General features: G+C 50.5%; 21 protein-coding genes. 18 read left to right on the plus strand and 3 right to left on the minus strand.

The features are described 5' to 3' along the window. The first annotated feature begins 45 nt into the window (after positions 1 to 45). The 5 genes from KJB30_RS14615 to KJB30_RS14635 are packed head-to-tail and all read left to right on the plus strand — an operon-like array spanning position 46 to position 5,941. Entirely contained in the window at positions 46 to 2,886 is a 2,841-nt protein-coding gene (locus KJB30_RS14615) for an SLBB domain-containing protein (protein WP_214300629.1), read from the plus strand. Positions 2,887 to 2,894: 8 nt separating this feature from the next. Then, positions 2,895 to 4,106 carry a GumC family protein gene (locus KJB30_RS14620; protein WP_214300630.1) on the plus strand — a complete coding sequence of 404 codons (1,212 nt, stop codon included), beginning with the start codon at positions 2,895 to 2,897 and terminating at the stop codon, positions 4,104 to 4,106. Further along, positions 4,099 to 4,470 (plus strand): VanZ family protein, encoded by a 372-nt coding sequence (locus KJB30_RS18505; protein WP_214300631.1) that lies wholly within the window; start codon positions 4,099 to 4,101, stop codon positions 4,468 to 4,470. Before KJB30_RS14620 ends, KJB30_RS18505 begins: the two co-directional genes overlap by 8 nt. Beyond that, positions 4,467 to 5,267: a phosphatase PAP2 family protein gene (locus KJB30_RS14630; RefSeq protein WP_214300632.1), complete on the plus strand. Its 801-nt coding sequence runs from the start codon at positions 4,467 to 4,469 to the stop codon at positions 5,265 to 5,267. Before KJB30_RS18505 ends, KJB30_RS14630 begins: the two co-directional genes overlap by 4 nt. After that, positions 5,261 to 5,941, plus strand: a complete 681-nt coding sequence (locus KJB30_RS14635; RefSeq protein ID WP_214300633.1) for an HAD family hydrolase — start codon at positions 5,261 to 5,263, stop codon at positions 5,939 to 5,941. Before KJB30_RS14630 ends, KJB30_RS14635 begins: the two co-directional genes overlap by 7 nt. 41 nt (positions 5,942 to 5,982) lie before the next feature. On the opposite strand, the gene KJB30_RS14640 is transcribed toward KJB30_RS14635, so the two are convergent. Both KJB30_RS14640 and KJB30_RS14645 read right to left on the minus strand, forming a co-directional pair. After that, positions 5,983 to 6,519: a hypothetical protein gene (locus tag KJB30_RS14640; RefSeq protein ID WP_214300635.1), complete on the minus strand. Its 537-nt coding sequence runs from the start codon at positions 6,517 to 6,519 to the stop codon at positions 5,983 to 5,985. A gap of 79 nt (positions 6,520 to 6,598) precedes the next feature. Then, entirely contained in the window at positions 6,599 to 8,866 is a 2,268-nt protein-coding gene (locus KJB30_RS14645) for a nitric-oxide reductase large subunit (protein WP_214300637.1), read from the minus strand. A 213-nt stretch (positions 8,867 to 9,079) separates the two neighbouring features. Here KJB30_RS14645 and dnaE point away from each other — a divergent pair, with 213 nt between their 5' ends. The 3 genes from dnaE to KJB30_RS14660 all read left to right on the plus strand — a co-directional run bounded on the left by dnaE (position 9,080) and on the right by KJB30_RS14660 (position 14,557). After that, positions 9,080 to 12,637, plus strand: coding sequence for a DNA polymerase III subunit alpha (dnaE, locus tag KJB30_RS14650; RefSeq protein ID WP_214300639.1), 3,558 nt, complete (start codon positions 9,080 to 9,082; stop codon positions 12,635 to 12,637). 78 nt (positions 12,638 to 12,715) lie between these two features. Further along, positions 12,716 to 13,672 (plus strand): acetyl-CoA carboxylase carboxyltransferase subunit alpha, encoded by a 957-nt coding sequence (locus KJB30_RS14655; protein WP_214300641.1) that lies wholly within the window; start codon positions 12,716 to 12,718, stop codon positions 13,670 to 13,672. 78 nt (positions 13,673 to 13,750) lie between these two features. Further along, positions 13,751 to 14,557, plus strand: coding sequence for a pseudouridine synthase (locus tag KJB30_RS14660; protein ID WP_214300643.1), 807 nt, complete (start codon positions 13,751 to 13,753; stop codon positions 14,555 to 14,557). 19 nt (positions 14,558 to 14,576) lie between these two features. On the opposite strand, the gene KJB30_RS14665 is transcribed toward KJB30_RS14660, so the two are convergent. Beyond that, positions 14,577 to 14,957, minus strand: a complete 381-nt coding sequence (locus KJB30_RS14665) for a glutaredoxin domain-containing protein (RefSeq protein ID WP_214300645.1) — start codon at positions 14,955 to 14,957, stop codon at positions 14,577 to 14,579. Positions 14,958 to 15,125: 168 nt separating this feature from the next. Here KJB30_RS14665 and asnS point away from each other — a divergent pair, with 168 nt between their 5' ends. From asnS to KJB30_RS14715, 10 genes are all read left to right on the plus strand, one after another. Further along, positions 15,126 to 16,505, plus strand: coding sequence for an asparagine--tRNA ligase (gene asnS / locus KJB30_RS14670; protein ID WP_214300647.1), 1,380 nt, complete (start codon positions 15,126 to 15,128; stop codon positions 16,503 to 16,505). Between the two features lie 6 nt (positions 16,506 to 16,511). Then, positions 16,512 to 16,793, plus strand: coding sequence for a DUF503 domain-containing protein (locus KJB30_RS14675; RefSeq protein WP_214300649.1), 282 nt, complete (start codon positions 16,512 to 16,514; stop codon positions 16,791 to 16,793). A 194-nt stretch (positions 16,794 to 16,987) separates the two neighbouring features. After that, on the plus strand, positions 16,988 to 19,405 hold the full coding sequence (locus KJB30_RS14680; RefSeq protein WP_246545713.1) for an HD family phosphohydrolase: 2,418 nt from the start codon (positions 16,988 to 16,990) through the stop codon (positions 19,403 to 19,405). Further along, positions 19,350 to 19,775 carry an rRNA maturation RNase YbeY gene (ybeY, locus tag KJB30_RS14685; protein WP_496198536.1) on the plus strand — a complete coding sequence of 142 codons (426 nt, stop codon included), beginning with the start codon at positions 19,350 to 19,352 and terminating at the stop codon, positions 19,773 to 19,775. Before KJB30_RS14680 ends, ybeY begins: the two co-directional genes overlap by 56 nt. 17 nt (positions 19,776 to 19,792) lie before the next feature. Then, positions 19,793 to 20,464, plus strand: coding sequence for a diacylglycerol kinase (locus KJB30_RS18510; RefSeq protein ID WP_367618992.1), 672 nt, complete (start codon positions 19,793 to 19,795; stop codon positions 20,462 to 20,464). 35 nt (positions 20,465 to 20,499) lie between these two features. Next, the gene (locus KJB30_RS14695; RefSeq protein WP_214300662.1) at positions 20,500 to 21,345 is read left to right on the plus strand and encodes a hemolysin family protein; all 846 of its coding nucleotides are present in this window, start codon (positions 20,500 to 20,502) and stop codon (positions 21,343 to 21,345) included. Then, positions 21,342 to 22,904: an apolipoprotein N-acyltransferase gene (gene lnt, locus KJB30_RS14700; protein WP_214300664.1), complete on the plus strand. Its 1,563-nt coding sequence runs from the start codon at positions 21,342 to 21,344 to the stop codon at positions 22,902 to 22,904. The genes KJB30_RS14695 and lnt overlap by 4 nt, the downstream gene beginning before the upstream one ends. Before the next feature lie 42 nt (positions 22,905 to 22,946). Beyond that, positions 22,947 to 24,066, plus strand: a protein-coding gene (gene prfB, locus KJB30_RS14705; protein WP_214300666.1) for a peptide chain release factor 2 whose coding sequence is annotated in 2 segments (ribosomal slippage) — positions 22,947 to 23,015 and positions 23,017 to 24,066 — 1,119 coding nt in all. Because the reading frame shifts where the segments join, the coding sequence is not laid out codon by codon here. Positions 24,067 to 24,320: 254 nt separating this feature from the next. Further along, entirely contained in the window at positions 24,321 to 25,166 is an 846-nt protein-coding gene (locus KJB30_RS14710) for an NlpC/P60 family protein (protein ID WP_214300668.1), read from the plus strand. A gap of 12 nt (positions 25,167 to 25,178) precedes the next feature. Beyond that, complete coding sequence (locus tag KJB30_RS14715) at positions 25,179 to 26,420, plus strand: DUF1015 domain-containing protein (protein WP_214300670.1); 1,242 nt, start codon at positions 25,179 to 25,181, stop codon at positions 26,418 to 26,420. Positions 26,421 to 26,538 lie beyond the last annotated feature (118 nt).

Consider the following 26,538-nt stretch of genomic DNA (forward strand, 5'->3'; position numbering starts at 1 on the left):
CAATAATACTGTCGATTTATATTTAATTTTCCATGGAGTGCAAAAATGAATAAGGTATTTAAATGGTTTTTTTTACCTGTGTTGATAATCATGTGCGCCAGTACTGCTTATTCGGCAACTGAGGATGAAATTCAGAAAGCACTTGATCAAAAAAAATTCAATGACAACTTGAAACCCGAAAGTAGCTATGGAGAAAACATTCGAGGTATGGGATTGCAGGCAAACCCCAATATAGACGATTTAAAGTCTATTATGGACAAAGGAAGTCAGGCAGAGTTGGATAACACCCGAAATCAATCGGTAGAATCCCTTAGAAAGCCTCATATTGCAGTAAGAATTGTTCCAGGGGATGGATTACTCAAAATCTCCTGGACAGTACAAAATTATCAACAGAATGCTGAAGATGGTCAACTCAAGTTTGTTGTAAATTCTGGCACTGAACCGGGTAAATATTCAAAATCTGTAGAGGTCGGCACAACTGATTCCTTCACCCTTAGGGAGTTGAAAAACCATCAGATCTATTTCATCCAGATAACCGCATATAAGAGCAGACAAAAGAGCTACCAAATGCTCTCCGAAGAAAATTCAGCGATCCCTCTTCCCTTGGAGGAACAAAGTTCCAATCTTGAGAAATCCTTTTTTAAGCAAAAATCTACCTTATTGGACAAAGTTGAGACGAGCCCTGTTGGACGTGATCTCCGGCAATTTGGATATGGCTTTTTTAGGAACAGTCTTCCCTCCGGTGTCTTGGACTCAATGCCCGCCAGCGGAAACTACACCCTCGGCTCAGGTGACTCTTTGAATATTACAATTTGGGGATCACTTAGTGCCAAGTATGAGCTCCCAATCGATCGAAATGGAGAGATCACTATACCCAAAGTTGGAGTTATTGGTGTTTCCGGCCTGACATATGCCCAGGCAAGTGAGGCAATAAAGAAGGCGATTTCTCGCTTTTACAAAAACTTTGAATTGAACGTGACCTTGGGCAAAACAAGAACCATTCAGGTTTTTGTTGTTGGTGAAGTGGAAAAACCCGGCAGCCTGCAAGTGAGTTCGCTGTCAAGTATCATTGATGCTCTTTCGGCAGCAGGTGGGCCCTCACGTAATGGCACATTAAGAAATGTGCGTCTTATGCGTGACGGGAAAATGATCAGTGAATTCGATCTATATCAATTCATGCTGACTGGCGACCGCAGCAAAGATGAACGTCTTCAAAATGGTGACACCATCCTCGTACCGGTTATCGGTCCGGTTGTTGCTGTAGCCGGAGAGGTAAAACGACCTGCCATCTATGAGATGAAAGGCAATACTTCACTTGCAGATGCCATAGCAATGGCTGGCGGAATCACTGCAGCCGGTTATACGGGAAAAATTCAGGTAGAGCGTATTGCTAACAATACCGCAAAAATCATTCTTGATTATTCCTCCCATGAAGGCCAGCTAGACAATCAAACAGGATCTGTAAAAATCATTGATCGCGATATGATCAAGATATCATCCGTACAGGAAGCCGTGCGGGATGTTGTGGTGCTGCGCGGCAACGTAACGAGACCCGGAGAGTATCAGTTCAGGAAAGGAATGAGGGTCAAGGATCTGATCGCCGGCTATCAAGATTTGCTGCCTGAATCCTACCTTGAATCAGCAGAGATTATTCGCCTGGCCTTGCCTGACTATCATAAGGAAGTACTGAGCATCAGCTTACGCAAGGCCTTTCAAGATAGCGAGAAAGACAACATAGAATTGCAGGAACAAGATACTATTAGGGTTTTTTCGCGCTGGGAGATGCAGGAAAAACCTGTCGTTGCCATTAATGGTTTCGTCAAGAACCCCGGAACCTATGATTTCTATCCCGGCATGACAGTAAGAGATCTGATTGCCGCCGCTGGCAGCGCAAAAAGAAATGCAATTCTTGATTTCGCTGAATTAACCAGGGTATCAATCACAGGTGACAAAGCCAAGTCTTCACGCATTCAGATTAATCTGGAAAAAGCTCTCAGTAATGGAGATCCTGAAAACAATCTTCTTCTCCAGCCGGATGATGTTCTGATTGTTCGAGGAATTTCAGAGTGGGTCGAGGCTACTGACAGGTTTGTCACGCTAAAGGGTGAGGTAAAGTTTCCCGGCGTCTATTCTGTAACAAGGGGAGAAAAACTGAGCTCGGTTATTCAGCGAGCAGGTGGATACACAGCCAAAGCTTATCTAAATGGCGCAAAGTTCACTCGAAGATCCGTCATGGAGATTCAGCAAAAACGAATGGATGAAATCATCGCCCGTACTGAAAAAGACATCCTTCAGAAACAATTTGCCCTATCATATGTGGCTGCATCTCGAGAAGAGCTGGAAGGAACAAGGGCTGCTCTCGATGGCCTTCTGAAAAGTATCGAACGATTGAAATCGCTCAAAGCTGAAGGTCGTATTGTTATCAGACTTGCTGCGCTGGAAAAATTAAAAACCAGCAGCTATGATCTGGAGATGGAAGGGGGAGACACTGTCGAGATCCCGCCCCGACCCAATGTTGTCAACGTTATGGGTCAAGTTTACAATCAAACCACTTTTGTACATCTCCCTGATTCTTCCGATGTTGAAACATACCTTTCCAAAGCAGGCGGACCAACCCGTGATGCCGAGACCTCGGACATGTATATCATCAAAGTCGATGGTTCGGTCTACAGCAGACAGCAATCATCCTTTGGAATCAAGTGGAACGACGATGCACGCAAATGGAACCTCGGAAGTTTCATGGCCAGCTCAATGGATCCAGGCGATACTCTGGTAGTTCCGCAAAAACTTGAACGTACGGCATGGCTGCGTGATATAAAAGACATCACCACAATACTCTCACAGGTGGCCCTGACTGCAGGGTCCGTATTCCTATGGTTTAAATGATGACTTCCATGAACAATAATTCCCCAACCCCAGAAAATTACCAGAGTCCAGAAGATGAGATTAACCTGCTGGAGTTGTTGCAGGTTATCGTCAAACGCAAGGCAACCATACTTAAAATATGTACAGTTGCTGTCATACTTTCGGTCTGCTATGCCCTGTCGATGAAGAACATCTATACAGCCAGCGCAAAGATCCTTCCTCCTCAAAAAGATTCCGGTGCCGGCGGCCTCTCCGCCCTTCTGAGTCAAGCAGGTGGTTTGGCAGGACTAGCGGCCGGAGGAATGTCACTCGGCGGATCAACAGATCTTTACATGGGCATAATTAAAAGCCGTTCTGTAGCCGATGCCGTTATTAAAAAACTGGATCTGCAGCGCGAATTCAAAACAAAGACAGCTGATGAAACCAGGAAAAAACTGGAATCGGTAGTAAAGGTAAAAGCCGGTAAGGATGGAATCATTACCATCGATGCGGACAGTCCCGACCCTAAAAAAGCGGCTGTTCTTGCCAATACCTTCGTTGAGGAACTGGGTCGCCGCAGCGTCCAGCTTAACCTTTCAAAAGCAGGTGCAGAACGAGTATTCCTGGAGAAACGCCTGGAGGTGGTAAAACAAGACCTGCAGAGTGCAGAAGAATCCATGAAGCAGTTCCAGGAAAAGTATAAAACCTTTAAAGCTGACTCTCAGGCAACTGCAGCAATAGAGGGGATCGCACGCCTTAAGGCAGAAATCGTCACCAAAGAAGTACAGTTGGCTTCTCTGCGAAACTCAATGACTGATGAAAGCAATGATGTAAAGACTATACAAGCCGCACTGACAAAGTTAAAAAATCAGCTGGGTGGAATGGCCGGTGGCGGGAAAATGGATGTAATACCATCTATGGGTAATGTTCCCACTCTTGGTGTTGAATATGTACGGAAGTTAAGAGACCTGAAAATTCAGGAAGCATTGTTCGAACAACTGACCAAACAGTATGAAGTAGCTAAACTGACCGAGGCTAAAGATTCATCATCTCTTCAGATACTGGATGATGCGGTTGCGCCAGCCAGAAAAAGTAAGCCCAAGCGTTTGATCATAGTATTGCTGACAACCGCTACAGCTTTCTTTGCCTCTGTTTTCATTGTATTTTTCCAGGAATATTTATCAAAACTTTCACCAGCAGATGCTGTTATGGTGCGCAACTTAAAGAAATCCTTATTCAGCTTCAGAGGCAGCATTGAATAGCACCAGAGTAAAGCTGCTAAGTGCTGCAACATTACTCTGGACTGCGCTTCTGCTTTATCTCTCCTTAAGTCCCGGTCCCCCTCAAATAGCAGGCCCCCTGGGATGGGATAAATTGCAACATGCATTTGCACTCGGATTTCTGGCGTTCCTCGCAGCCTTAGTCTGCCAATCACTGAATATCTCTTTCAAAAAAGCCATTTTTTTGGGATTTATTTCAGCCTCCTTTTTCGGCGCTTTAATAGAACTCCTGCAGGGGCTCTGTACATCTTCTAGAGAAGCAGATATCTATGATATTTTTGCCGACGTTGTAGGAGCTTCCATTGCAGTACTGTTTTTAATTGTCAGAAACACAAGGAAGCCATGAAATTATTTTTTTTATCACTCCTGTTTTTTTTAGCACCTGCTATTGGATGGAGTTCAGAAAGTCCTTTTGACCCTGCCCTGGAAATTACCAGTGGCGCCAATAGACTCGCCGATGAGAGTATTGACGTTGTCACAAAGCCATTCTATACAGCTAGCAATGCACTCGTAACCCTTTCAGTTATTGGCGCCACCTCACTAACCTATATCTTTGATGAGGATATCTCAAAAAAATTGCAGACTACAAAAGGCAAAGGACTTGACAGAGCAACTGATGCTGGAGCCACCGTCGGCAATCCCTTTCTCCACCTGGGCCTTTCTGCACTTGTCTATGGTACCGCAGTTTTAGCAGACTCTCCAAAATGGAAAGAAACCGGCGAAATGATGGGTGAAGCTCTTATTCTCGCAGACGCATCTACCTTTCTGATCAAAGAGATGGCGGGTCGTGGCCGACCTAACGTTACGTCTGCAAAAGGTGACTTCAAGCCCTTTGGATTCCGGACCGATTACGACTCATTTCCCTCCATGCATACAGCTAGTTCCTTCGCATTGGCATCTGTTCTCGCAGCCACATCCGAAACACTGGCTATGAAAACCGCCTATTACTCGGCAGCAACATTTGTGGCTTTTTCAAGGATGTATCAGAACAAGCATTGGGCTAGCGATGTGCTTTTCGGAGCTGCCTTGGGAGAATTCTGCGGTCGGATAGTCACACATTATCACGCATCTAAAAATAACATGAGCATACTGCCCCAAGCATATTCTGGCGGGGCGGGCCTTGCATTGGTGGGAAAATGGTAAATTTGTCAGGAATACAGACAGAGGCTGTAATATTCGACTTTGATGGGGTCATCGTGGACACTGAGCCGCTCCATTACAAGGCCTTTCAGCAGATTCTGGAACCGCTGGGATTGGGTTTCAGCTGGGAGAAGTATGTGGAGACTTACATGGGCTTCGATGATCGTGATGCTTTTGTAGAGGCCTTTACCTCTCGCGGGATGCCATTGAATCATGAAAAATTAACTGCCTTGATAGCCCAAAAGGCGATGTTTTTTCTGGAAATCATTCGTACAGGTATAACTGCCTATCCAGGTGTCGTTGAACTTATCAAAGAGCTCAAAAAAAAGAATGTACCCCTTGCGATCTGCAGCGGAGCCTTGTTGTCGGATATAACCCCTATCTTAAGCACCCTTGGCATTTCAGATTGTTTTGACATTATTGTCACAGCTGATGATGTTGAAAAAAGCAAGCCTGATCCGGAGTGCTACAAGCTTGCTTTTTCTAAACTCAGTCATCACACGGATGCTGCTATCACCCTCTCAAATACGTTTGCTATCGAAGATACTCCGGCAGGAATAACAGCTGCCTCCCGAGCCGGCCTGAAGGTCATTGCCGTTACCAACAGCTACTCACCGGAACATCTGACTGATGCTTCCCACATTTTTAATTCCCTTGAAAAGCTGCTTCCTGCTTAAATTACAGGGAATCGAAAACGGGATGTAGTCTCTCTGCTCCCTTATTCCTCGTCGTCCCCCTCCTCTTCTCCAGTTCCCTTGAACTGAGCGTCCGTCATTATTCCCCTGACCTCCCTCATCCGCTTCAACATTTCCAGGTGATGGCGGGTCTTTATCTCCGAAATTCTTTTGACAGCATTACTTGCCTTATCAAGATCAAAATCCTTTTCCTCCATAATTTCAGACAGATCCATCTCCGCCAGTTTGAGTTCGCTTTTGAATTGAATCTGTTTTCTCTGCATCTCGCGGTGAATCGGCTTAAGCTTTGCCATTTGCTCATTATCGAGCCCCATCATTTCCGCATGGGCAAGACACATCTTAATCATGTCATCCATTTTGCCCATACCGCCCATTCCCATACCCCCATGCGTGCCGCTGCTTGCGCACCCGTCACATCCTTTGGCCTCCCCCATTGATGCATGCGGATTTCCGGAATGTGGGTTTCCTGCCATGTGTTCCTTCATGGACATATTTGCCTGTGCAAGGCCAGGAGCAGCTAAAGCAGTTGTCAACAAAAGTGCAGAAAGTACCTTTTTCATGTGGATCTCCTTTTAGATAAGATTATTAAAAAGTTACTGCCAAAGCATACAATGTCAATTTGCCTGGTATTTCTTTTGCCTACTCCGCTTCGGAAAGCCCCTTCCTGTTACGGTTCATGAACATACGCAAGGCCAGATAAACAACCGGCAGTATCCCGGCTAAAAAGAGCAGATCTCCCGGGAGACGCAGCCATTCAAACAGACGTACCAGTGGCTGCATGAAAAACTCAGGCTGACGTCCCTGCCAGTAGGAGGTGGCCAGGATCTGGTTCAACTGGAGAAATCCCACCGGAAAGAGATTGACGAACATCATCCAGGCAAGCCCCAGGTTTGTACACCAGAAAGCAATGCCCATAGCCCTGTTGCTGGCGCGGTCCAGGGGGAGGAAGTAACGGGCCACAAACATGAAAAATCCGAGGGAAAGCATGCCGTAGACCCCCATCATCGCACCATGGCCGTGATTTGCTGTCCACTGGGTGCCGATCTCGTAATAGCTGACAATGGGCAGATTAATCAGGAAACCGAAAACTCCGGCACCGAGGAAGTTCCAGAAGCCTACTGCTATAAGAAACATTACCGCCCACTTGTGGGGAAACATTTTTCCCGTTGTGCTCAGCATGGATGTCCCGGTTGGAGCACCCAGCCTCATGAACGCCCACGCCTCGTAGGTAAGCAGAAGCAGCGGGATGACCTCCATTGCTGAGAACATGGCACCAAGTGCCATGTGAATCTCTGGTGTACCACTGAAATACAGATGATGCATGGTACCGATCACGCCACCGACAGAATAAAGAATGATATCCAGGTAAATGATCGTGGTTGCCACTTTCACCCGCACCACCCCCAGCAGCATGAACACATAGGCGACCATGATGGTTGTGAAAAGCTCGAGGAAATCCTCCACCCAGAGATGAACCACCCAGAATCGCCAGAACTCTATCTGGGTGACATTGGTGTTTTTGCCATACAGCATACCTGCCGCATAAAAGAGCGGAATCGATGCCGCACTGTAGATAAACAACCAGGGCATGTTTCCTGGATGCTCCCCTTTCAATCTGTCTTTCATCCCGCGCACCAGGATTACCAGCCAGATGATCATTCCGGCTGTCAGCAGGATCTGCCACAGGCGCCCCAAGTCGAGGTATTCCCACCCCTGGGAACCGAGCCAGAACCAGGGGCCGCTGGTTTCGAGAAGGCCCTTGAGGCTGAGCGCTTCCCCCGACATACTTCCCACCACAACCACAGTCAACGCACCCAAAAGAATCAGAGCAAGCTTATCCTGATGGCGAGGTTCTTTTCCGGCAATCATCGGTGTCAGGAAAATTCCCATTGCCAGAAAGCTGGAAGCCACGAAAAACAGCGCCAACTGCACATGCCACATTCTGGAAAGATTGTACGGCAGCAGATCTCCAAGAGGGAAACCATAAAAACCCGCACGCTCCACATGATAATGGGCATTCACGCCTCCCAGCACCCCCTGAAGGAGAAACAGGCCCGCCACAACCAAAAAATACCAGGCTACAGTCCGCTGGGAAGGGGTAAGCTTCACCTCCTCTGGAGGCTGGAACTTTCTCGCTGAAAATTCATCAGCAGCATGCCATCCCAGCAATTCATGACGACCAAAAATGAAGAGAATCAGGCCAGTGCCGCTCAGAAGCGCCACCAGACTGAGTACGCTCCACATAAGCATTCCGGGAGTAGGCTTGTTTCCAGCCAGATCATCCGGAGGCCAGTTATTGGTGTAGGAATGACTTGTCCCGGGACGTTGTGCAGCACTCAGCCACGCGGCCCAGGAAAAATAGGCGGTAATCCTGCGCACATCTTCAGGAACTTTCAAATGAGGCCGCCGCAATCCCTTCTGCATCTCAGGTGGACCAAACCAGTCCCGGTAATAGGAAATCAATTCCTGGTGTGCACTTGCCTGGGCAGAAGTAAAGGTGATCACGCCACTGCTGGGCGAATAAGTATTTGCCTTCAGCTCGGTGCGAACTTTCTCCGTTGCCTCTGCAGGAGAAAGACCCTGCCCGGAATAAAAGATAAGCGCTTTTTCACCACTAATCCGAAGATACTGGGCCGTAAAATCAGGTCCCAGATAGGCACCATGGCCAAAGAGGGTGCCGTACTGCATCAGCCCGTATTTCTGAAACAGATGCTGACCACCCAGAATGTCATCTCCTGTGTAAAGCACAGTGCCATCTGGCGACCGTACCTCACTGGGGATCGGGGGTTTATCCGCCCGGTTCAGTAGAGCCAGGTAGCCAAGAACCGAAAAGCCAAAAATAAAGGTAATAACTGCAGTGATAAGCCATTCCGGGGAGAGGAGCATGTTTTTCTCGCGCACATTCATGGTAGCCTCCGACTGAAGTCATGATAGTTAAAAACTATACCAAGCAGGTGCAATGTCAAAAAATGCGCCGACAGGCCCCATCATTCACCGGAATCGTTCCTTTAACCCACTGGCGTCACATACAAAATATTGCGCCGTTTCCCTTTCCTTGACACCACATCTTGGCCTGATGCATAATCATGACCCATTGATTCACCCGGAGGGCAGTACCCCATGGAACCACCCGTTATTGCTGAAAACACCCCTGTCACCACACCATTCGTCCATCTCCATCTGCATACCCAGTATTCCCTGCTGGACGGCGCCATTCGCCTGGAAGACGTGATTGCCAAGGCTAAGGCGTATAACATGCCGGCGGTGGCGATCACCGACCATGGCAGCATGTTCGGCGCGGTTGAATTCTATCTGAAATGTAAAAAAGCAGGCGTGAAGCCGCTGATTGGCTGCGAACTCTACATCGCACCTGACTCCCGCTTCTCACGCGAAAGCACCAAAGGCATTTCTGATGCAGCCTATCACCTGATCCTGTTGTGCGAAAATATGACCGGCTACAAAAACCTCTCCTACCTCACCTCTGCCGGCTATAAGGAAGGTTTCTATTACCGCCCCCGCATTGACCGCGAACTACTCCAGCAACATTCCGAAGGCTTGATTGCCCTGTCGGCCTGCCTGAAGGGTGAAGTCGCCATGCAGTGCGGCCGGGGCCGCATGGAGGAGGCCATCGAGACCGCCCGCTGGTACAGCGAGCTGTTTCCTGATCGCTATTACATTGAACTACAGGAAAACACCCTGCCTGAGCAGGATCTGGTCAACAAACGCCTGCTGGAGGTTGCCGCAGCACTGAAACTTCCGCTGGTGGCCACCAACGACTGCCATTACCTGAACCGGGAGGACGCTCGCGCCCACGAGGTGCTGCTCTGCATCCAGACCGGCAAGACCATGCTCGACCCGACCCATATGAAGTTCTCTGCCGAGGAGTTTTACTTCAAGACACCGGAGGAAATGGCAGCCGCATTTTCCTACGCTCCGGAGGCAATTGCCAACACGGTGGCCATTGCCGAACGCTGCAATGTGGAACTGCCGCTGGAAAAGGAATATTACTTCCCGCACTTCGAGCCACCTCCCGGCCAGAACCACGACGATATGCTGGAACAACTGGCCACGGAAGGACTCAAGGAGCGGATGGTCACCATCCTGGCCAAATATCCTGACATGACTTTGGAGCAGCAGCAGGCTTATTTCGACCGGCTACGCATCGAGCTAGACTGTATTCGGGAAATGAAGTTCCCGGCCTACTTTCTGATCGTGTCCGATTTCATCACCTGGGCCAAAAACAAAGGCATTCCGGTCGGACCGGGCAGGGGCTCGGCCGCTGGCTCGCTGGTGGCCTATGCCATCAAAATCACCGACCTGGACCCCCTCCCCTATAACCTGCTGTTCGAGCGTTTTCTCAACCCCGAACGTATCTCCATGCCCGATATTGACGTAGACTTCTGCCAGGATCGCCGCGAAGAGGTGATTCAGTATGTGGTGGAGAAATACGGCCGCGAGCGGGTCTGCCAGATCATTACTTTCGGCACCATGAAGGCCAAGGCTGTAGTACGTGACGTAGGCCGTGCCCTTGGGATGCCCTATGGTGATGTGGACAGGATCGCAAAGCTGATTCCCGACGACCTGAAGATGACCCTGGCCAAGGCTCTTCAACAGGAACCACAGTTTAATGAAATGGCCAAAACTGACCCGCAGGTCAAAGATCTGCTGGATACCGCCCTCTGCCTTGAAGGGTTGGCGCGCAATGCTTCGACCCATGCAGCCGGGGTTGTGGTGGCACCCAATCAGTTGGAGGAATACCTTCCTGTCTACAAGGACCAGAAGACCGGCGCCATCAACACCCAGTATTCAATGAAGTATGTGGAGATGGTCGGACTGGTCAAATTCGACTTCCTTGGGCTCAAAAACCTGACCGTGATCCAGAACGCCGTCAAGCTGGTTCGCGAGGGCAAAGATCCCAATTTCGACATCACTCTCCTTAGGGATGACGACCAGGCCAGCTATGACCTGATCACTGCCGGCAACACCACCGGCATCTTTCAGCTTGAATCCAGCGGTATGAAGGAGATGCTGGTCAAGCTCAAACCATCCTGCTTCGAAGATGTGATCGCCGCCTGCGCCCTCTACCGTCCGGGCCCGCTGGGATGCGGCATGGTGGACGATTTCATCGAGCGTAAACATGGGCGCCAGAAGGTTATCTACGATCTGCCCCAACTGGAACCCATCCTCAAAGATACATACGGCGTCATTGTCTACCAGGAACAGGTCATGCAGATCTCGCGCACCCTGGCCGGCTATTCCCTGGGGCGCGCTGATCTCTTGCGCCGTGCCATGGGTAAGAAGGACCCGGTGGTCATGGCCAAAGAGAAGGAGCCCTTTCTCGCCGGTGCCAAGGAACAAGGCATCGATCCCAAAAAAGCAGAGGCCATCTTTGACCAGATGGCAAAATTTGCCGAGTATGGTTTCAACAAATCCCACTCGGCCGCCTATGCCCTGATCGCCTATCAGACCGCTTACCTGAAAGCTCATTATCCGGTCGAATTCCTGGCAGCCCTGCTCTCATGTGACATGGACAGCACCGACAAGGTCATCAAGAACATTGCAGACTGCCGCGAACAGGAGATCGAGGTGCTGCCGCCCGACATCAACAAGTCTGGACACTCCTTTACCGTTGTTGGCAAATCAATGCGGTTTGGGCTGGGGGCGGTAAAGGGTATCGGTTTCGGAGCCGTGGAGGCGATCCTGGAGGCGCGCGGCGAAGCCCCTTTCAAAGATATCTTCGATTTCTGCGAGCGAGTCGATCTGCGGCGTTCAAACAAGAAAGTACTGGAGGCATTGGTTAAATGCGGTGCATTCGACTCTACCGGTGCAGCGCGTGCGGCCCTGATGGAGGGGTTGGAAGCAGCCATGTCCTATGGTCAAAAAATTCAGGAAGAGAAAGCCAGCGCTCAGGTATCACTTTTCGGCACGGCAGAGGTAGTAAAGAGCAACGGCAACGGCGGGATAAAGCTGCCGAATGTTCCCGAATGGTATGACAAGGAAAAGCTGGCCTTTGAGAAAGAGGCGCTCGGTTTCCTGATCACCGGGCATCCTCTGGACCGCTATATTGACGACATCAAGCGCATGGGCACCACGGAAATCGGAAAACTGTCCGACATGGCTGACGGAGGCGAAATACGCATCTGCGGCATTGTCTCCAGCCTCAAGGAAATTGTCACAAAGAAAGGTGACCGCATGGGGTTTGCCACCATTGAGGATCTGAGCGGCTCAGTGGAAGTAACCATTTTTTCCGACATCTATACAGCTGCCGTCTCGCTGCTCAAATCAGACGATCCCCTACTCATTACCGGAAAGCTCGAGCGTGGTGAAAAGGGAGCCAAGATACTGGTGCAGGGCCAGAAGGAAGGGGCCAGCGAGTGGCAACTGAAACAGCGCGGTCCTGCCGGTGATATAAAGCTTCTCAGCGAAGCCCGTGCCCAAACCACCAAAAAAGTGTTCTTCACTCTGAAAACAGACGACACTCCAATGGAGCGGATCGAGGCTCTGAAAGGAATAATTGAACGCCACCGGGGGACAATTCCTGCTTTTATCCAGTTTGTAATTCCTCAGCGTAGTCATTCGATACTTCCCCTGCCGGAAAGCATGAGTGTCATAGCCAGTGATGATTTAAGGCTGGAAGTGGAACAGCTGTTCGGGTATAATGCCGCTTCTTTTGATTAGAATTAAAATTACTCGTAACTGCTGAGATTAATTGAGCAACTATTTTAATCCATGCAGTCACGAATTTGAGGTGGGATCATGGCAAATAATTTTAATCTGGAATTTGAAAAACCGATTGTGGAGCTGGAGAAAAAAATCGAGGAATTGAGCATGCTGGCTCTGGACGGCCTTGATATCGCGGCAGATGTATCGGCTCTGGAAGGTCGTGTCGAGCAGATGCGCGCGGATATCTTCTCCGGGCTTTCCCGGTGGCAGACCGCCCAGGTTGCACGCCATATCAACCGCCCCTTCACCCTTGACTACATCAATCACATGTTTACCGATTTTACCGAACTGCACGGAGACCGCAATTTCGGTGATGACCATGCCATTGTCGGCGGACTGGCACGCTTCAATGATCAACCGGTAATGGTCATTGGCCACCAGAAAGGGCGCGATACCAAAGAGAAAGTGTACCGTAACTTCGGCATGCCCAACCCCGAAGGATACCGCAAAGCCCTGCGCTTGATGCAGATGGCTGAACAGTTCAAACTGCCGGTGATCACATTTGTTGACACACCCGGTGCCTATCCCGGAATCGGCGCTGAAGAACGTGGCCAAGCTGAGGCAATTGCACGAAATCTGCGAGAAATGGCCAGCCTCCGCACGCCGATCATCGTCTGCATCACCGGAGAGGGCGGCTCGGGCGGCGCTCTTGCCATTGCTGTCGGGGACAGAATCCTGATGCTGGAGCACTCGGTCTACGCGGTCATTTCCCCGGAAGGATGCGCTGCCATCCTCTGGTCAGATGGAACAAAGGGTGAGCAAGCCGCAGAAGCCCTCAAACCGACCGCGCAAGATATCATCAAGCTGGGTGTTATCGACGAAATCGTGAAGGAACCGATCGGCGGCGCCCATCGTGACCATGAGGCCACTGCCAGGAACATGAAAGAAGCCATCGCACGCAATCTTGCCGAACTGAGCAAGCTGTCGGAAGAAGAACTCGTTGAAGGGCGTTATAATAAATTTCGCGCCATGACGCGTTGTTTGGAATAATACCAACTCCAACAATCTCTGATTATCAGCAACAGGGGCGGAATTTACCGCCCCTGTTTTTTTAAAAGGAACCAGCACATGCAAGAAAGACTGCAAAAAATAATATCCGCTGCCGGAATCACATCACGCCGCGCTGCAGAAGAATTGATCCTGAAAGGTCAGGTGACTGTAAATGGAAACGTTGTAACAGAACTTGGCTCCAAGGCCGATCCGGCAAAAGACACCATCACCGTCAACGGCAAGCCGCTTCAGGTCAGCCAGAAGCGGCTTTATATTCTGCTCAATAAACCTGTTGGCTATATGACCACACTTGATGATCCCGAGGGGCGCCCACTGGTCACAGACCTGTTAAAGGAGGTCAATGAACGGGTATATCCGGTCGGGCGCCTGGACTACAACACCGAAGGCTTGCTGCTCTTGACCAATGACGGAGACTGGGCCAATAAGCTGATGCATCCCAGCAATGAAATAGATAAAGAATACCATGTGCGAGTGCGCGGCAAAGCTCACGCCAGTCAGCTCGCACAACTGGCTGGTGGTGTGCTTATTGACGACCGGAAAACTTCTCCCGCGACCGTAGAAGTCATTCAATCCAGTGAGAATAATGACTGGCTTTCACTTACGATTCACGAAGGACGCAATCGCCAGGTTAGACGCATGTGCGAAGCGGTCAGCCTCTCTGTGGTACGCCTGAAGCGGGTTCGTTACGGGAGTTTATCGGTTGGCACTTTGAAACCGGGGGAATTCAGATACTTAACTGATACTGAGGTACGGGAGCTGGGGCAAACAAAGAAAACAGTAATGCAGGAAAAAACACGTCCTGCAGCAAGAATACCCTCAAGTAAAAACTACAAGGAGCAAAACACCATCAAAAACAAAAGGTAACTAACAAAATTCCTGGCCGTCAGTGTTTCTTGGCCTGCACCTTCTGCAGATTTTTCTGGAATTTTTCAGGGGTAAATCCCTTCATTACCACTTCATCACTGCCGCTGCCAATGACGACAACCGGCACGCCACTGCTTTCATATTTTACTGTCAAATCAGTCATCGCTTTCTCATCCATCTCAACATCACGATTAGTAAAAGGAATGTTGTTTCGGGTAAAATACTCCTTGGCCTCACGACAGTGTGGGCACCAAGAAACCGAATAAAGAACGATGTTCGGATATTTTCGCGAGGTTTCAGCACGTGAGGGACTCAGAGTACTCTGTGAGGACTCCTGAGCTGACACACAGAAAGGTATCGCGGCTAAAACTATTATCATCAGCATTAGAATTCGGTTCATGATCTTTTCTCCTATATGCAGGCTCTATAATATTTGGAATTACTGAAGTCGCCTTTGATGTTTCTTGTATCACAGGGGTAACTGCAGGTCAATAAACAGCCCCCGTTTGCACGTTCAAGATTTTTGGCGGTATCATTGTGCAGAGACAGATGAATTTCTGGAGGTATCATGAGAAAATCCATATGCAACCTGCTTATTGATGGAACCACGGGAGAAGGGTGTCGCTTCTCCGGCTGGGTTCGATCGGTGCGGCTATCCAAAGGCATTGCCTTTATCACTGTCAATGACGGCTCCAATCTGGGGGGCATTCAAATTGTAGCCGAGCAGGGGCTTCCAAACTTTGAAGAAGTCAGCCGTTTGGGCACCGGCAGCGCTGTGCAAGTGTCAGGCGTGCTGGTTGAATCCCCCGCAGCAGGACAGGATCGGGAAGTACGGGCTGAGGCCATTTCGATCATCGGCCCAAGCGATGAAACGTATCCACTCCAAAAGAAACGCCATACATTCGAGTATCTGCGCAGCATCGCCCACCTGCGGCCACGCAGTAACACATTCGGAGCTGTTTTCCGCCTCCGTTCGCGCCTGGCCCAGGCGGTCCACCAGTTCTTCTCCGAGAGAAAGTTCCTGTATGTGCAGACACCTATCATCACTTCCAGCGACTGCGAAGGTGCTGGTGAACTATTCAGGGTAACGACACTGGATGCGGCAACGCCGCCTCTGGTGGACGGCAGCCCCGATTTCAGCCAGGACTTCTTCGGCCAAAGAACCGGCCTGACAGTGAGCGGACAGCTAGAGGGGGAACTTTTTGCCCTGGCTTTCTCCGATATTTACACCTTTGGTCCGACCTTCCGAGCAGAAAACTCCAACACTGCCCGCCACGCTTCGGAGTTCTGGATGATAGAGCCGGAGATGGCCTTTGCTGATCTGGCTGATGATGCTGCCCTGGCAGAGGATTTTGTCAAATATCTCTGCCGGTTTGCTCTTGAAGAGTGTGCTGAGGATATGTCTTTCTTTGATAAACATATCGAAAAGGGCCTGTTGGAACGAATCAGGAAAATTGCGGAAGCTGATTTTGCGCGACTTGATTACGGAGAAGCTATTCAGCGTTTGCAAAGCTCCGGCGCCTCATTCAACTATCCGGTCGAGTGGGGACTTGACCTGCAGACCGAGCACGAGCGTTACATCACTGAACAGCTCATTGGCGGGCCCGCCTTCATCCTCAACTATCCCCGTGACATCAAGGCATTCTACATGCGGCAGAATGATGATGGCCGCACTGTAGCGGCCATGGACCTTTTGGTGCCTAAGGTAGGTGAAATCATAGGCGGCAGCCAGCGTGAAGAGAGATTGGACCGCTTGACCGACAGAATGACTCAGATGGGCATAGCACAGGAGCCGCTCTGGTGGTACCTGGACAGCCGTCGCTGGGGCAGCTGTCCCCATGCAGGTTTCGGTCTTGGGTTCGAACGTTTGGTCATGTACCTCTCGGGCATGGAGAATATCCGCGACGTGATTCCTTTCCCCCGCACACCGCGTCACGCAGAATTTTAAGCCAGAATGTTCATCTATTGTCTTGAACTCCATCTCGCGCTTCCTTCATTTACGCTAAAGGAGAAGCGCGGCATTGTTAAAAGCATCCAGGGCCGCGCCCGCAATCGCTTCAATGTTGCCTGCGCAGAAGTAGGCCGCCAAGATAATTGCCGGGTGGCAGTGCTCGGTTTTGTCACCGTAAGTCCTGATAAAACCATCGCGCGCACTATATTGGAACGACTGGAAAATTGGGTCTATGAAGATTGGCCCGACGTAGAGATAACCGCAGCCGATATAAACGAAATCTAAACTGGACTATGCAGTGGTAGGTATGAAGGCAATCCCTCACTTCTCCCAGCAACACTCTTATTGACACCCTTACTAATTGAAGCTATCTTTAAATCTTATTTCAATTACTTAGCCAATATACAGAACAAAAATACCTACTTTTCACCCAACGGGATATGCAGGATCAAATTAGCAGCACGCAGGAAAAACATACCTTGGCACACCTGAGCAAGTTGGGATCCAATCTCTTCGATTTCATTGTCAAAAGATTCACTAATCCTCTGACAGCACGGCGCAACAGGTTTATTCTGCTATTCACCACCGCCCTGCTGCTGACAATCATCGTTCTGCCCAGCCAACATTTTTTCTCCCGTGAATTCAAAACAGGCGACATTGCCACCTCTGACATCCGTGCCACTCGGGATTATTTGATCGAAGATCAAGCCCTGACCGAACAACGTCGCAAAGAGGTCGGCAACAGCGCTCCCATCATCTACAATCTCAATGACCGGGTGCCTTCTTACCTTGTTGAAAAACTGCAACAGGTATTGGATACAGTTCAAGCCGAGCAAGCAACCACTCCTTCTAATAAACGTGCAGAGTGGCACAAACTGCTGACACCGTTGCTAGACACAGAATTGAGTGAGGCGGAGATTCTGGCCCTTACCCGTCTTAAATCGGGCAAGGTTTTTCTTGCAAGACTTGACAGGCAGCTGAATGAATTGTATCGGCGCAGGATTGTACTGGACGCAAAGGTATACCAGAATGATGCCCACCGAGGCATTGAGATTGTCGACAACAACGGACGACCTGTACCCGGCAGTGAAGCGACAGCGGAATATGCAGATATTGGCGAAGCGCGCAAAATAGTTGTGCAATGGCAGTTTCCAGGCTTGGGCAACCCTAGCGATGCCGGCAGGATTTCGGCGGTGATCGCACGGATTCTACTGCCCAGCCTGTTCTATAACCGGGAGGCAACCGAAGCGCGCGCCAAGGCAGCTATGGAGGCGGTTCGCCCGGTCCTGTTCAAGGTGCAGAAGGGAGAAATGATTGTTCGGGTGGGAGAGCGCATCAGCCCGGAACAGGCGCACAAACTGCGCATGATTTTCATGGAAAACCAGAGCGGCAATCGGTACTTCACGTTTATCGGCTGTTTTTCCATGATTCTTGTGCTGTTTTACTTTCCGTACCGCTTTGCCTGCAAAAATATCCGTAAATTTCATCCAAGCAACAAGGACATCCTGGTAATCTCGCTGATGATCATTGGCAGCTTCCTGGTTTTTAAAACTGCTCTGCTTATTTCACACAGTGTTGGGCAGGTATTTCCCAGCATCGATACCAACAATTACTTTTATCTTTTCCCCTTTGCAGCCACAGCCATGATCATCCGAGTGTTCCTCAATTCAGAGGTTGCCCTGGTATATTGTTCCATCATGGCTCCCCTGCTCGGGATAATGTTCAATAACAACATGTTCATTGTCATCTACGCTCTTTTGGGAGGCATTGTAGGTGCTCACGGGGTACGGCAGTGTTCTGACCGAAGTACCATTTATGCTGCCGGAATAAAGGTTTCCGTGGTTAACCTTGCACTGGCAGTCGGATTCCAGACCTTCAGCAATACGCTCTTCAGCATGCAAACGATTTATGTGGCGCTGTTCGCATTGGTGAGTGGAGTATTGAGTGCCGGCTTTGCCTCCAGCTTCATTCCGATCATTGAAATGCTTTTCCACTACACTACCGACATCAAACTACTGGAACTGGCCAACCTCAATTCACCTCTTTTGCGAGAGTTGATGGTGCGCGCTCCCGGTACCTATCACCACAGCGTAGTCGTGGGAAATCTTGTGGAAGCTGCAGCAGAGGCGGTTACAGCGAATCCCCTGCTTGCCCGGGTAGCCGCCTACTATCACGACATCGGCAAAATGTCCAAGCCGCAATACTTCATTGAAAATCAAAGCGAAGAGAACCGGCATGACAAACTTGCTCCCAGCATGAGCGCTCTGATCCTGATATCACATATCAAAGAAGGAACCGAATTAGCCAAAGACAGACGTCTGGGCCAAGCGATTGTCGACATTATCCGCCAGCACCACGGCACCGGATTAATCAAATTCTTTTATGAACGCGCCCGGACTCAGGCCGAGGCTACCGGCCAGACGGTGGAAGAGAAAGATTTTCGGTATCCCGGCCCCAAACCACAGACCCGAGAGGCAGGCATCGTGATGCTGGCAGATTGCGTCGAGGCTGCTTCCCGCACGCTTGTTAATCCTACCCCAGATCGCATCCAGGGGATGGTTCAGAAGATCATCAACAATATTTTTATTGACGGGCAGCTTGATGAATGCGAACTAACACTCAAAAACCTGCATGAAATTGCGCGAAGCTTCAATCAGATATTGATTGGTATCTTCCACCACCGTGTGGATTATCCGGAAGCTGTGTACAAAGTCGCCAGCGGAACCAGAAAAAACACTGCCAGTGAGCAGAAGATATCGCCGGAGCAAACTCATTCGGCCAATGGAGGCAATAAAAGTGCAGATACTGTTCAGCAACCGTCAGAGGCGCCACCGGATTCCGATGGGCCGCCTAAGAAACGTGGCGGTGAGGATCTTAAACGCCTTGGAATGTCCTGAGGGCACCGAACTATCTGTCTCAATCGTCGGCGATTTTTCAATTCGTCGCATCAACCGTGAATACCTCGGCAAAGATCGTCCTACCAATGTCATCTCATTTTCCCTTCAGGAAGGTGAATTCACAGAAGTTGCTCCCAATGCACTCGGAGATGTGATCGTGTCAGCCGATACTGCCAAGCGGGAGGCCGAAGAGGGGGGCATGGCGCTTTTCGATCGTGTATGTTTCCTGCTGCTGCACGGCATATTGCACCTGTGCGGCTATGACCATGAAAGAAGCGGTGAGGCTGAGGCCAGACGCATGGAACAGAAGGAGAGTGAGCTATTCAATATCCTGAAAAAGGAAGGGTTGTTAAACCTGACCGCTTCATAGATTCCGTCAACTGCGCTATAGAAGGCATTCTTCATACTGCCCGAACTCAGAAGCACATGCGCAACCATTTCATTTCAGCTGCCGGAGTGCTGCTGGCTGCTCTTTTTGTGCGTGTCACGGCAATTGAATTTGCTTTGCTGGCCCTTTCGATCCTGTTCGTGCTGTTTGCAGAACTTTTCAATACAGCGGTTGAAGCAGTTGTAGATCTGGTTTCACCCGACTACCATCCTTTGGCAAAAGTTGCCAAGGATACGGCAGCGGGAGCTGTGCTCATGGCGGCCATCGGCGCCGCCCTCATGGGCTATCTGGTGTTGTCCAAATATTTTTTCCCCATCTACGGAAAGGTCCTCGCCATGTTTGGTACACCTGCTGATATGGGAACAGTGGTCTCCGTTCTTGTGGTCATCATTGTTGTCATCATGATCAAGAGTTTTACAGGTAAAGGCTCCCCTCTCGAGGGTGGAGTACCAAGCGGTCATGCAGCGGTGGCATTCTCCATCGCCACAGCTGTGTCACTCAATACCAGGGATCCGCTTATTTCACTATTGTCTGTCGGCTTGGCTGTCATGGTCAGCCATTCCCGGCTACTGATGCGGATCCATACTTTACGCGAGGTGATTTTCGGATCTGTTCTTGGCACGGCTATCACCATAAGTGTGCTGTTGCTGTTCAAAGTGATGGCACCATAATCGGCTTTGCAATTATCTCAGGAGGTACATGTACGTTGGAAGAAGACGGCAGCAGGAAAACAGGCATTCTTGAACTGATCGGCCGCTTTGTGACGGGCCGCAAGAAAGTCACTACAGGCGAAATTCAGGACCTCATCAGAGCCAGCGAGGAAGAGGGTATCGTGAACGAAGATGAGAGCGAGATGATCCGCTCCATTTTTTCGCTACGCTCGACCGTGGTGCGTGAAATCATGGTTCCCCGCACAGACATAGCCTGTGTATCCGCAGAGGCTACAGTACGGGAAATACTGGATACGATTCTTGCCTGCGGACATTCCCGCATTCCGGTCTACGAAAACAACATCGATAACATCATTGGCCTGCTGTATGCCAAAGACCTGCTCAGATACTGGGGAGAACTGGAAGAACGTGTCCACGTCCGCTCCATAATCCGAACGCCCTACTTCATTCCCGAGACCAAGAATCTGGAACAGCTGCTGCAGGAGTTTCGGGTCAAACATGTACACCTGGCAATCGTCATCGATGAATATGGCGGCACCTCCGGGCTGGTCACCATCGAGGATCTGCTGGAGCAGATAGTGGGTGACATCCAGGATGAGTATGACCGGGAAGAGGAACTGTACGAGGTTAACAGCGACGGCTCCATAACCGCTGATGCCCGTATGCCGATAGATGATCTTGAAGAATATTTTATGGTCGATATAGAACGTGACAATTTCGATACTGTTGGTGGCCTGATTTTCCACCTGTCCGGCAAGATTTCTGCCATTGGTGATACTGTCATTGGTAACGGGTTGCGGCTCGACGTGCTTGATTCGGATGAGCGCAGGATTATAAGGGTGCGCATTTCACGAATGAACAGCGAGCAGGTCAGCCAGTGACCACACGCTTTATAGGTTCTCAAACTGCTGCACTTTTCGATCGTCCTGGTCAACTTGCTATTTTTTCCGGCCTGCTGATCGCCCTCTCCTTTCCCAGCAGTGGTTTCTCCTTTCTAGCCTGGATTGCGCTCATTCCCCTGCTGATTGCACTGGAAAACAGCTCCCGCCGCACTGCTTTCCGCATCGGCTTTACCTGTGGAATCAGCGCGTATGTCCTCATCCTGTACTGGATCAATGTCGTCATTACCCGCTATGGCCATCTCCCCTGGGCAGTCAGCATCCCGCTCTATCTGCTGCTGGCGGCCTGGCTGGCCCTGTTTTTCGGTCTTGCAGCTCTCATTGCCCGGGCAGGTGAACAGGTAGGAATCAAGACTGCTTTCTCTCTGCCGGTAGCCTGGGTTGCCTGCGACCTTATCCGCTCTTTTCTCTTTTCCGGCTTTCCCTGGGCCATGCTGGGACACTCCCAATACCGGATTCTGCCGCTGATTCAAATTGCGGATATCAGCGGAGTCTTCGGTATAACCTTGCTGATCGTCCTGGCCAATGTTGTGCTCTACAGGGTTCTGCGGGCCTTGTGTGGCGGAGGCATTCAATATCCGGTGAAAAGTGTACTGGTATTGTTACTGCTGCTGGTCGCCACCCTTGTGTATGGCTTTAATCGACTGAATCAACCGGAGGCCACAGACGCCAAGCCGGTCAAGGTTGCTTTGATCCAGGGAAACATCGCCCAGGATGTAAAGTGGAGCCCCGGTTTCCAGGAAAAAACCATCGACATCTACGAGCAGTTGACACGCACCGCCTGCAAAGAAGGAGTCGATCTGGTAATCTGGCCTGAAAGCGCGCTTCCATTCTTTTTCCAGGACGAATTGCACCAGGCGGAACGAATCAAACGACTTGCACGGGAACTCTCCGTTACCCTGCTGGTGGGCAGTCCTGCCCATGAATTGCGCAATGGCAGGCGCACCTTCCTCAATAGTGCCTTTGTCATATCTCCGACAGGCGAAACAATCGGCAGAAGTGACAAGATTCATCTTGTTCCCTTTGGTGAATTTGTTCCCCTGGGGCGCCTGTTCCCCTTTATCAGCAAGATGGTTGTGGGCATCGGAGATTTTTCCCCGGGGGAAAGAGCCATCCCGTTGCAGGCCGGCCAGACACAGCTTGGAACACTAATCTGCTTTGAAGGTATCTTTCCCGATCTTGCCAGAGAGTATGTCAATGCCGGCGCACGCATCCTGGTTAACATCACCAACGACGCCTGGTTCGGCAAAACATCCGCCCCCTATCAGCACCTGTCCATTGGGGTATTTAGAGCCGTTGAAACCAGGACTCCTTTACTGCGTGCCGCCAACACCGGCGTCACCGCTATAATCGATCACAATGGTCACATCCGCACCATGACCCCTCTGTTTGAAGAGGCCTTCCGCACTGGAGAGATCAGGCCAGGAACCGGGGATTCGCTTTACCTGAAGATCGGCGACACCATGGCCTGGCTGTGTGTTCTGCTGTCAGCCGGAATAGCTGGATTAACCTGGTTAAAGCGAAAGAAGATCACCCCGTGAGACAAACTTAAAAAATTAGAAAATCTACCGCAAGGAGCACCTATGTTTCGTGAAGAAGTTGCCAGAATGAAGGATTATGAAGAACGCATCGCCAAGCTTCGGGGGTCTCTTTGACGTAGAGACAAAGCGGGAAAAAATTCAGGAGCTGGAGTCTCTGATTGCTGCTCCCGGCTTTTGGGACGATGCCGCCAGATCCCAGAGTATTCTTAAGGAGCGCACTGCTCAGGAGAAAATCGTCCAGATGTGGGACGGACTCGTCAAGCAACTGGACGACGTGCGGGTGATGATAGAACTGGGAGAGGAAGCCGGGGACGAGGAAACTCTGACTGAAGTAGCGGAAATGAATACCCGCCTGCAGCAGAGTGTCGAGGCAGCGGAATTTCAGCGCATGCTTTCCGGCACCCACGACCGCAACTCCTGTTTCATTTCCATTAATCCCGGTGCCGGCGGAACTGAATCACAGGACTGGGCTGAAATGCTTTTGAGAATGTACCTGCGATACTGTGAGAAGAAAGGCTGGAAGACGACCATCACCGATTATCAGGGGGGGGACGAAGCCGGGATCAAATCTGCAACTTTCAGCGTCAGTGGCGAATACGCCTATGGTCATCTCAAGGCAGAGGCAGGAATTCACCGTCTGGTCCGCATCTCTCCTTTTGACAGCAACGCTCGCCGCCACACATCCTTCGCCTCGGTCTATGCCTTTCCCGAGATCGAAGAGGACGATATCGATATCAAGGTCTCCGAATCTGATCTGCGGGTGGATACCTACCGTTCCGGCGGCGCAGGTGGTCAGCATGTCAATACCACCGACTCGGCTGTGCGTATCACTCATCTGCCGACCAACATTGTGGTTGCCTGTCAGAGCGAACGCAGCCAGCATCTCAACAAGGCTACAGCAATGAAGGTGCTGCTTTCCAAACTGTATGAACGGGAACTTGAAGAGCGGGCCGCCAAAGCATCGGAAATTGCCGCAGACAAGAAGGATATCGGTTGGGGCAGCCAGATCCGCTCGTATGTATTGCATCCCTATAAAATGGTCAAGGATCTGCGGACCGGGGTCGAAACGGGAAACCCCGATGCCGTGCTGGATGGAGCTTTGGAGGAGTTTGTGATTGCATTCCTGATGGGGGTTCGTCGCCAGGTCGGGGATGTGGAGTAACAGTTGTTTTAAAAAATTACGACAAAGACCGCGGCACAAGAATTTCTTATCCGGTGCCGCGGTCTTTTTACCAATACCCGGCGTGATGGTTATTGGACTTTGACTGTTGTAAAGAACATTAACCTATTTTCACTGGTTACTTAAAATGCTGTTATCTACACAGGTATACGGCAAAAAGTTCTTTACTCACCTGTTTATTTATGGGTACTATCCAGCCTTCCTTACAGTAAATCCACACATAAAGCCGATTACCGATGCGCACCAGCCGAATAATTATATTTCACATATGTTGTTGTCTTCTTTTTTCTACTGTGACGGCAAACGCCGCTCCTTCTGCAGGTATTCACCGCCTTGGTTTTGCCATCCAGATGGGGGCCTTTGCCGATGTGAAAAATGCCGAGCGTTTCACGGTAGCACTACAGAAAAAAGGAATCGAAGCTTTTTATTTCCGTAAGGACAATGGCATTTACGCCGTTCGCTTTGGGGACTTTCCCAGCAAGGAAAAAGCCAGGGTAGTTGCAGGTAAACTGGTTGCAGATCGTCTGATTGACGGTTACTACATCGCTCCGCCCAACGAAATAGTATTTTCCAAACCTAAAGAGCCCGGCTGGCAAAAAAAACCTGCAGAAGAGATCAAGAAAGTGCGGGACCCCAAACAGACCGAACAAGTTGCAAGCATTCCACCTGTTGAAAAGCCGCAAAAAAAGGCTTCTCGCGGGGAACGGGACATGGGCGCCATTGCGGCACGCACTGCTGAACGCTTTGTCGGCATCCCCTACCGCTGGGGCGGTGATACGGTTGTTGACGGCATGGATTGCAGCGGCTTTGTCCGCGCTGTGTATAACCTGTGCGGGATCAGCATCCCCCGTACCTCCCGGGAGCAATACAAGGCGGGAGACGCGATCACGAAAGTTGACCTGCAGGATGGGGACCTTGTTTTTTTTGGTGCAGCCGAGGATAAGATCAACCATGTAGGCATATATGTCGGAGCCGGAAAGTTCGTTCACGCTCCCCGCCGTGGAGAAGAAATACGTGTAACCGCCATTGATGAATCGTATTTTGAAAAGCGCTTTATCGGCGCACGAAGATATTTTCAGTAAGAGAGGATTTTCATGGCCGTCATCAGACCATTCAAGGCTCTTCGCCCTCCCAAAGAACTCGTTTCCAAAGTAGCCGCCCTGCCATATGATGTCATGAATGTGGAAGAAGCCCGGGCCATGGCCGCAGGCAACCCCCATAGTTTTCTGCATGTCTCGCGACCTGAGATCGACCTTGGGCCTGAAATTGATTCCCATGATGAACCGGTGTATCTGCAGGGGCAGCTCAACCTGGAAGAATGTATCCGCAGCGGCGCACTGATCCAGGAAAAACAGGATTGTTTTTACGTCTATCGTCAGCGCATGGGCACCATCACCCAGACCGGGTTGGTTGTCTGCGCCAGCGTTGATGACTATCAATCAGGGGTGATCAAGAAGCATGAGCATACCCGGGCGGATAAGGAAGAAGATCGTGTAAAGCATATCGATTATCTGGATGCCAATGATGAACCGGTCTTTTACCTCTCCCGCAGTTGCAGTGAAGTCGAGGGGATTATAGAGAAAATCGTCTCAGGTCAGCCAGAGTACGATTTCACCACCGATGACAATGTGTCCCACACCCTCTGGATCATCAGCGAACCAGCCTTGATCAGCCGATTGACCGATCTGTTCGCAGCCATCCCGCGCCTGTACGTGGCCGACGGGCACCATCGCAGCGCTGCCGCCGGTCGGGTACGCGAATTGCGCCGGGCAAAGAACCCGCAGCACACCGGCCAGGAGGAATACAATTTCTTCCTCACCGTCATCTTCCCGGAAAACCAGCTCAACATCATGCCCTACAACCGGGCGGTCCAGGACTTAAACGGTCGAACAACAGCGGAGTTCATGGACCAGGTCAGCGCCATCTTTGACCTGACCCCCTCCCCTGTTGCGGTAATTCCCCAGGAGCGCCACCATTTCGGCATGTACCTGGAAGGAAACTGGTACCATCTCCATGCTCGCCAGAATCTGGTCAACGAGGCAGATACCGTCAGTCGACTGGATGTTTCCATCCTGCAGGACCGCTTGCTCAACCCGCTGCTCGGCATCCACGATCCCCGCACCGACAAGCGCATTCACTTTGTCGGCGGCATCCGCGGCAACGCAGAACTGGTGAAGCTGGTTGACAGCGGCGAATATGCCGTGGCTTTCTCGCTGCACCCCACTTCTATCCGCGAACTGATCGAACTGGCTGATCAGGATCAGATCATGCCCCCCAAATCCACCTGGTTTGAGCCGAAGCTGCGCAGCGGGCTATTCGTACACCTGCTCTCCTAGAAGGCTGTTGAAAAACAGCCATCTCGCCGCCATCCTCGCATGCCACCTTGTGCGGCGTAGCGCTGCTACGCCTTGTATGTTGGACTGACAGTAACTAGATTCTCTGTTCCAGGACATG

Source organism: Pelotalea chapellei (genome assembly GCF_018531195.1).
Classification (GTDB): Bacteria; Desulfobacterota; Desulfuromonadia; order Geobacterales; family Pseudopelobacteraceae; genus Pelotalea; species Pelotalea chapellei.

What these genes read in the sequence shown, in the direction of transcription:
- KJB30_RS14615 (WP_214300629.1), top strand. Translation starts at nt 46, where the DNA reads ATGAATAAGGTATTTAAATGGTTTTTTTTACCTGTGTTGATAATCATG.
- KJB30_RS14620 (WP_214300630.1), top strand. Translation starts at nt 2,895, where the DNA reads ATGAACAATAATTCCCCAACCCCAGAAAATTACCAGAGTCCAGAAGAT.
- KJB30_RS14630 (WP_214300632.1), top strand. Translation starts at nt 4,467, where the DNA reads ATGAAATTATTTTTTTTATCACTCCTGTTTTTTTTAGCACCTGCTATT.
- KJB30_RS14635 (WP_214300633.1), top strand. Translation starts at nt 5,261, where the DNA reads ATGGTAAATTTGTCAGGAATACAGACAGAGGCTGTAATATTCGACTTT.
- KJB30_RS14640 (WP_214300635.1), bottom strand. Translation starts at nt 6,519, where the DNA reads ATGAAAAAGGTACTTTCTGCACTTTTGTTGACAACTGCTTTAGCTGCT.
- KJB30_RS14645 (WP_214300637.1), bottom strand. Translation starts at nt 8,866, where the DNA reads ATGAATGTGCGCGAGAAAAACATGCTCCTCTCCCCGGAATGGCTTATC.
- dnaE (WP_214300639.1), top strand. Translation starts at nt 9,080, where the DNA reads ATGGAACCACCCGTTATTGCTGAAAACACCCCTGTCACCACACCATTC.
- KJB30_RS14655 (WP_214300641.1), top strand. Translation starts at nt 12,716, where the DNA reads ATGGCAAATAATTTTAATCTGGAATTTGAAAAACCGATTGTGGAGCTG.
- KJB30_RS14660 (WP_214300643.1), top strand. Translation starts at nt 13,751, where the DNA reads ATGCAAGAAAGACTGCAAAAAATAATATCCGCTGCCGGAATCACATCA.
- KJB30_RS14665 (WP_214300645.1), bottom strand. Translation starts at nt 14,957, where the DNA reads ATGAACCGAATTCTAATGCTGATGATAATAGTTTTAGCCGCGATACCT.
- asnS (WP_214300647.1), top strand. Translation starts at nt 15,126, where the DNA reads ATGAGAAAATCCATATGCAACCTGCTTATTGATGGAACCACGGGAGAA.
- KJB30_RS14675 (WP_214300649.1), top strand. Translation starts at nt 16,512, where the DNA reads ATGTTCATCTATTGTCTTGAACTCCATCTCGCGCTTCCTTCATTTACG.
- ybeY (WP_496198536.1), top strand. Translation starts at nt 19,350, where the DNA reads ATGGGCCGCCTAAGAAACGTGGCGGTGAGGATCTTAAACGCCTTGGAA.
- KJB30_RS14710 (WP_214300668.1), top strand. Translation starts at nt 24,321, where the DNA reads ATGCGCACCAGCCGAATAATTATATTTCACATATGTTGTTGTCTTCTT.
- KJB30_RS14715 (WP_214300670.1), top strand. Translation starts at nt 25,179, where the DNA reads ATGGCCGTCATCAGACCATTCAAGGCTCTTCGCCCTCCCAAAGAACTC.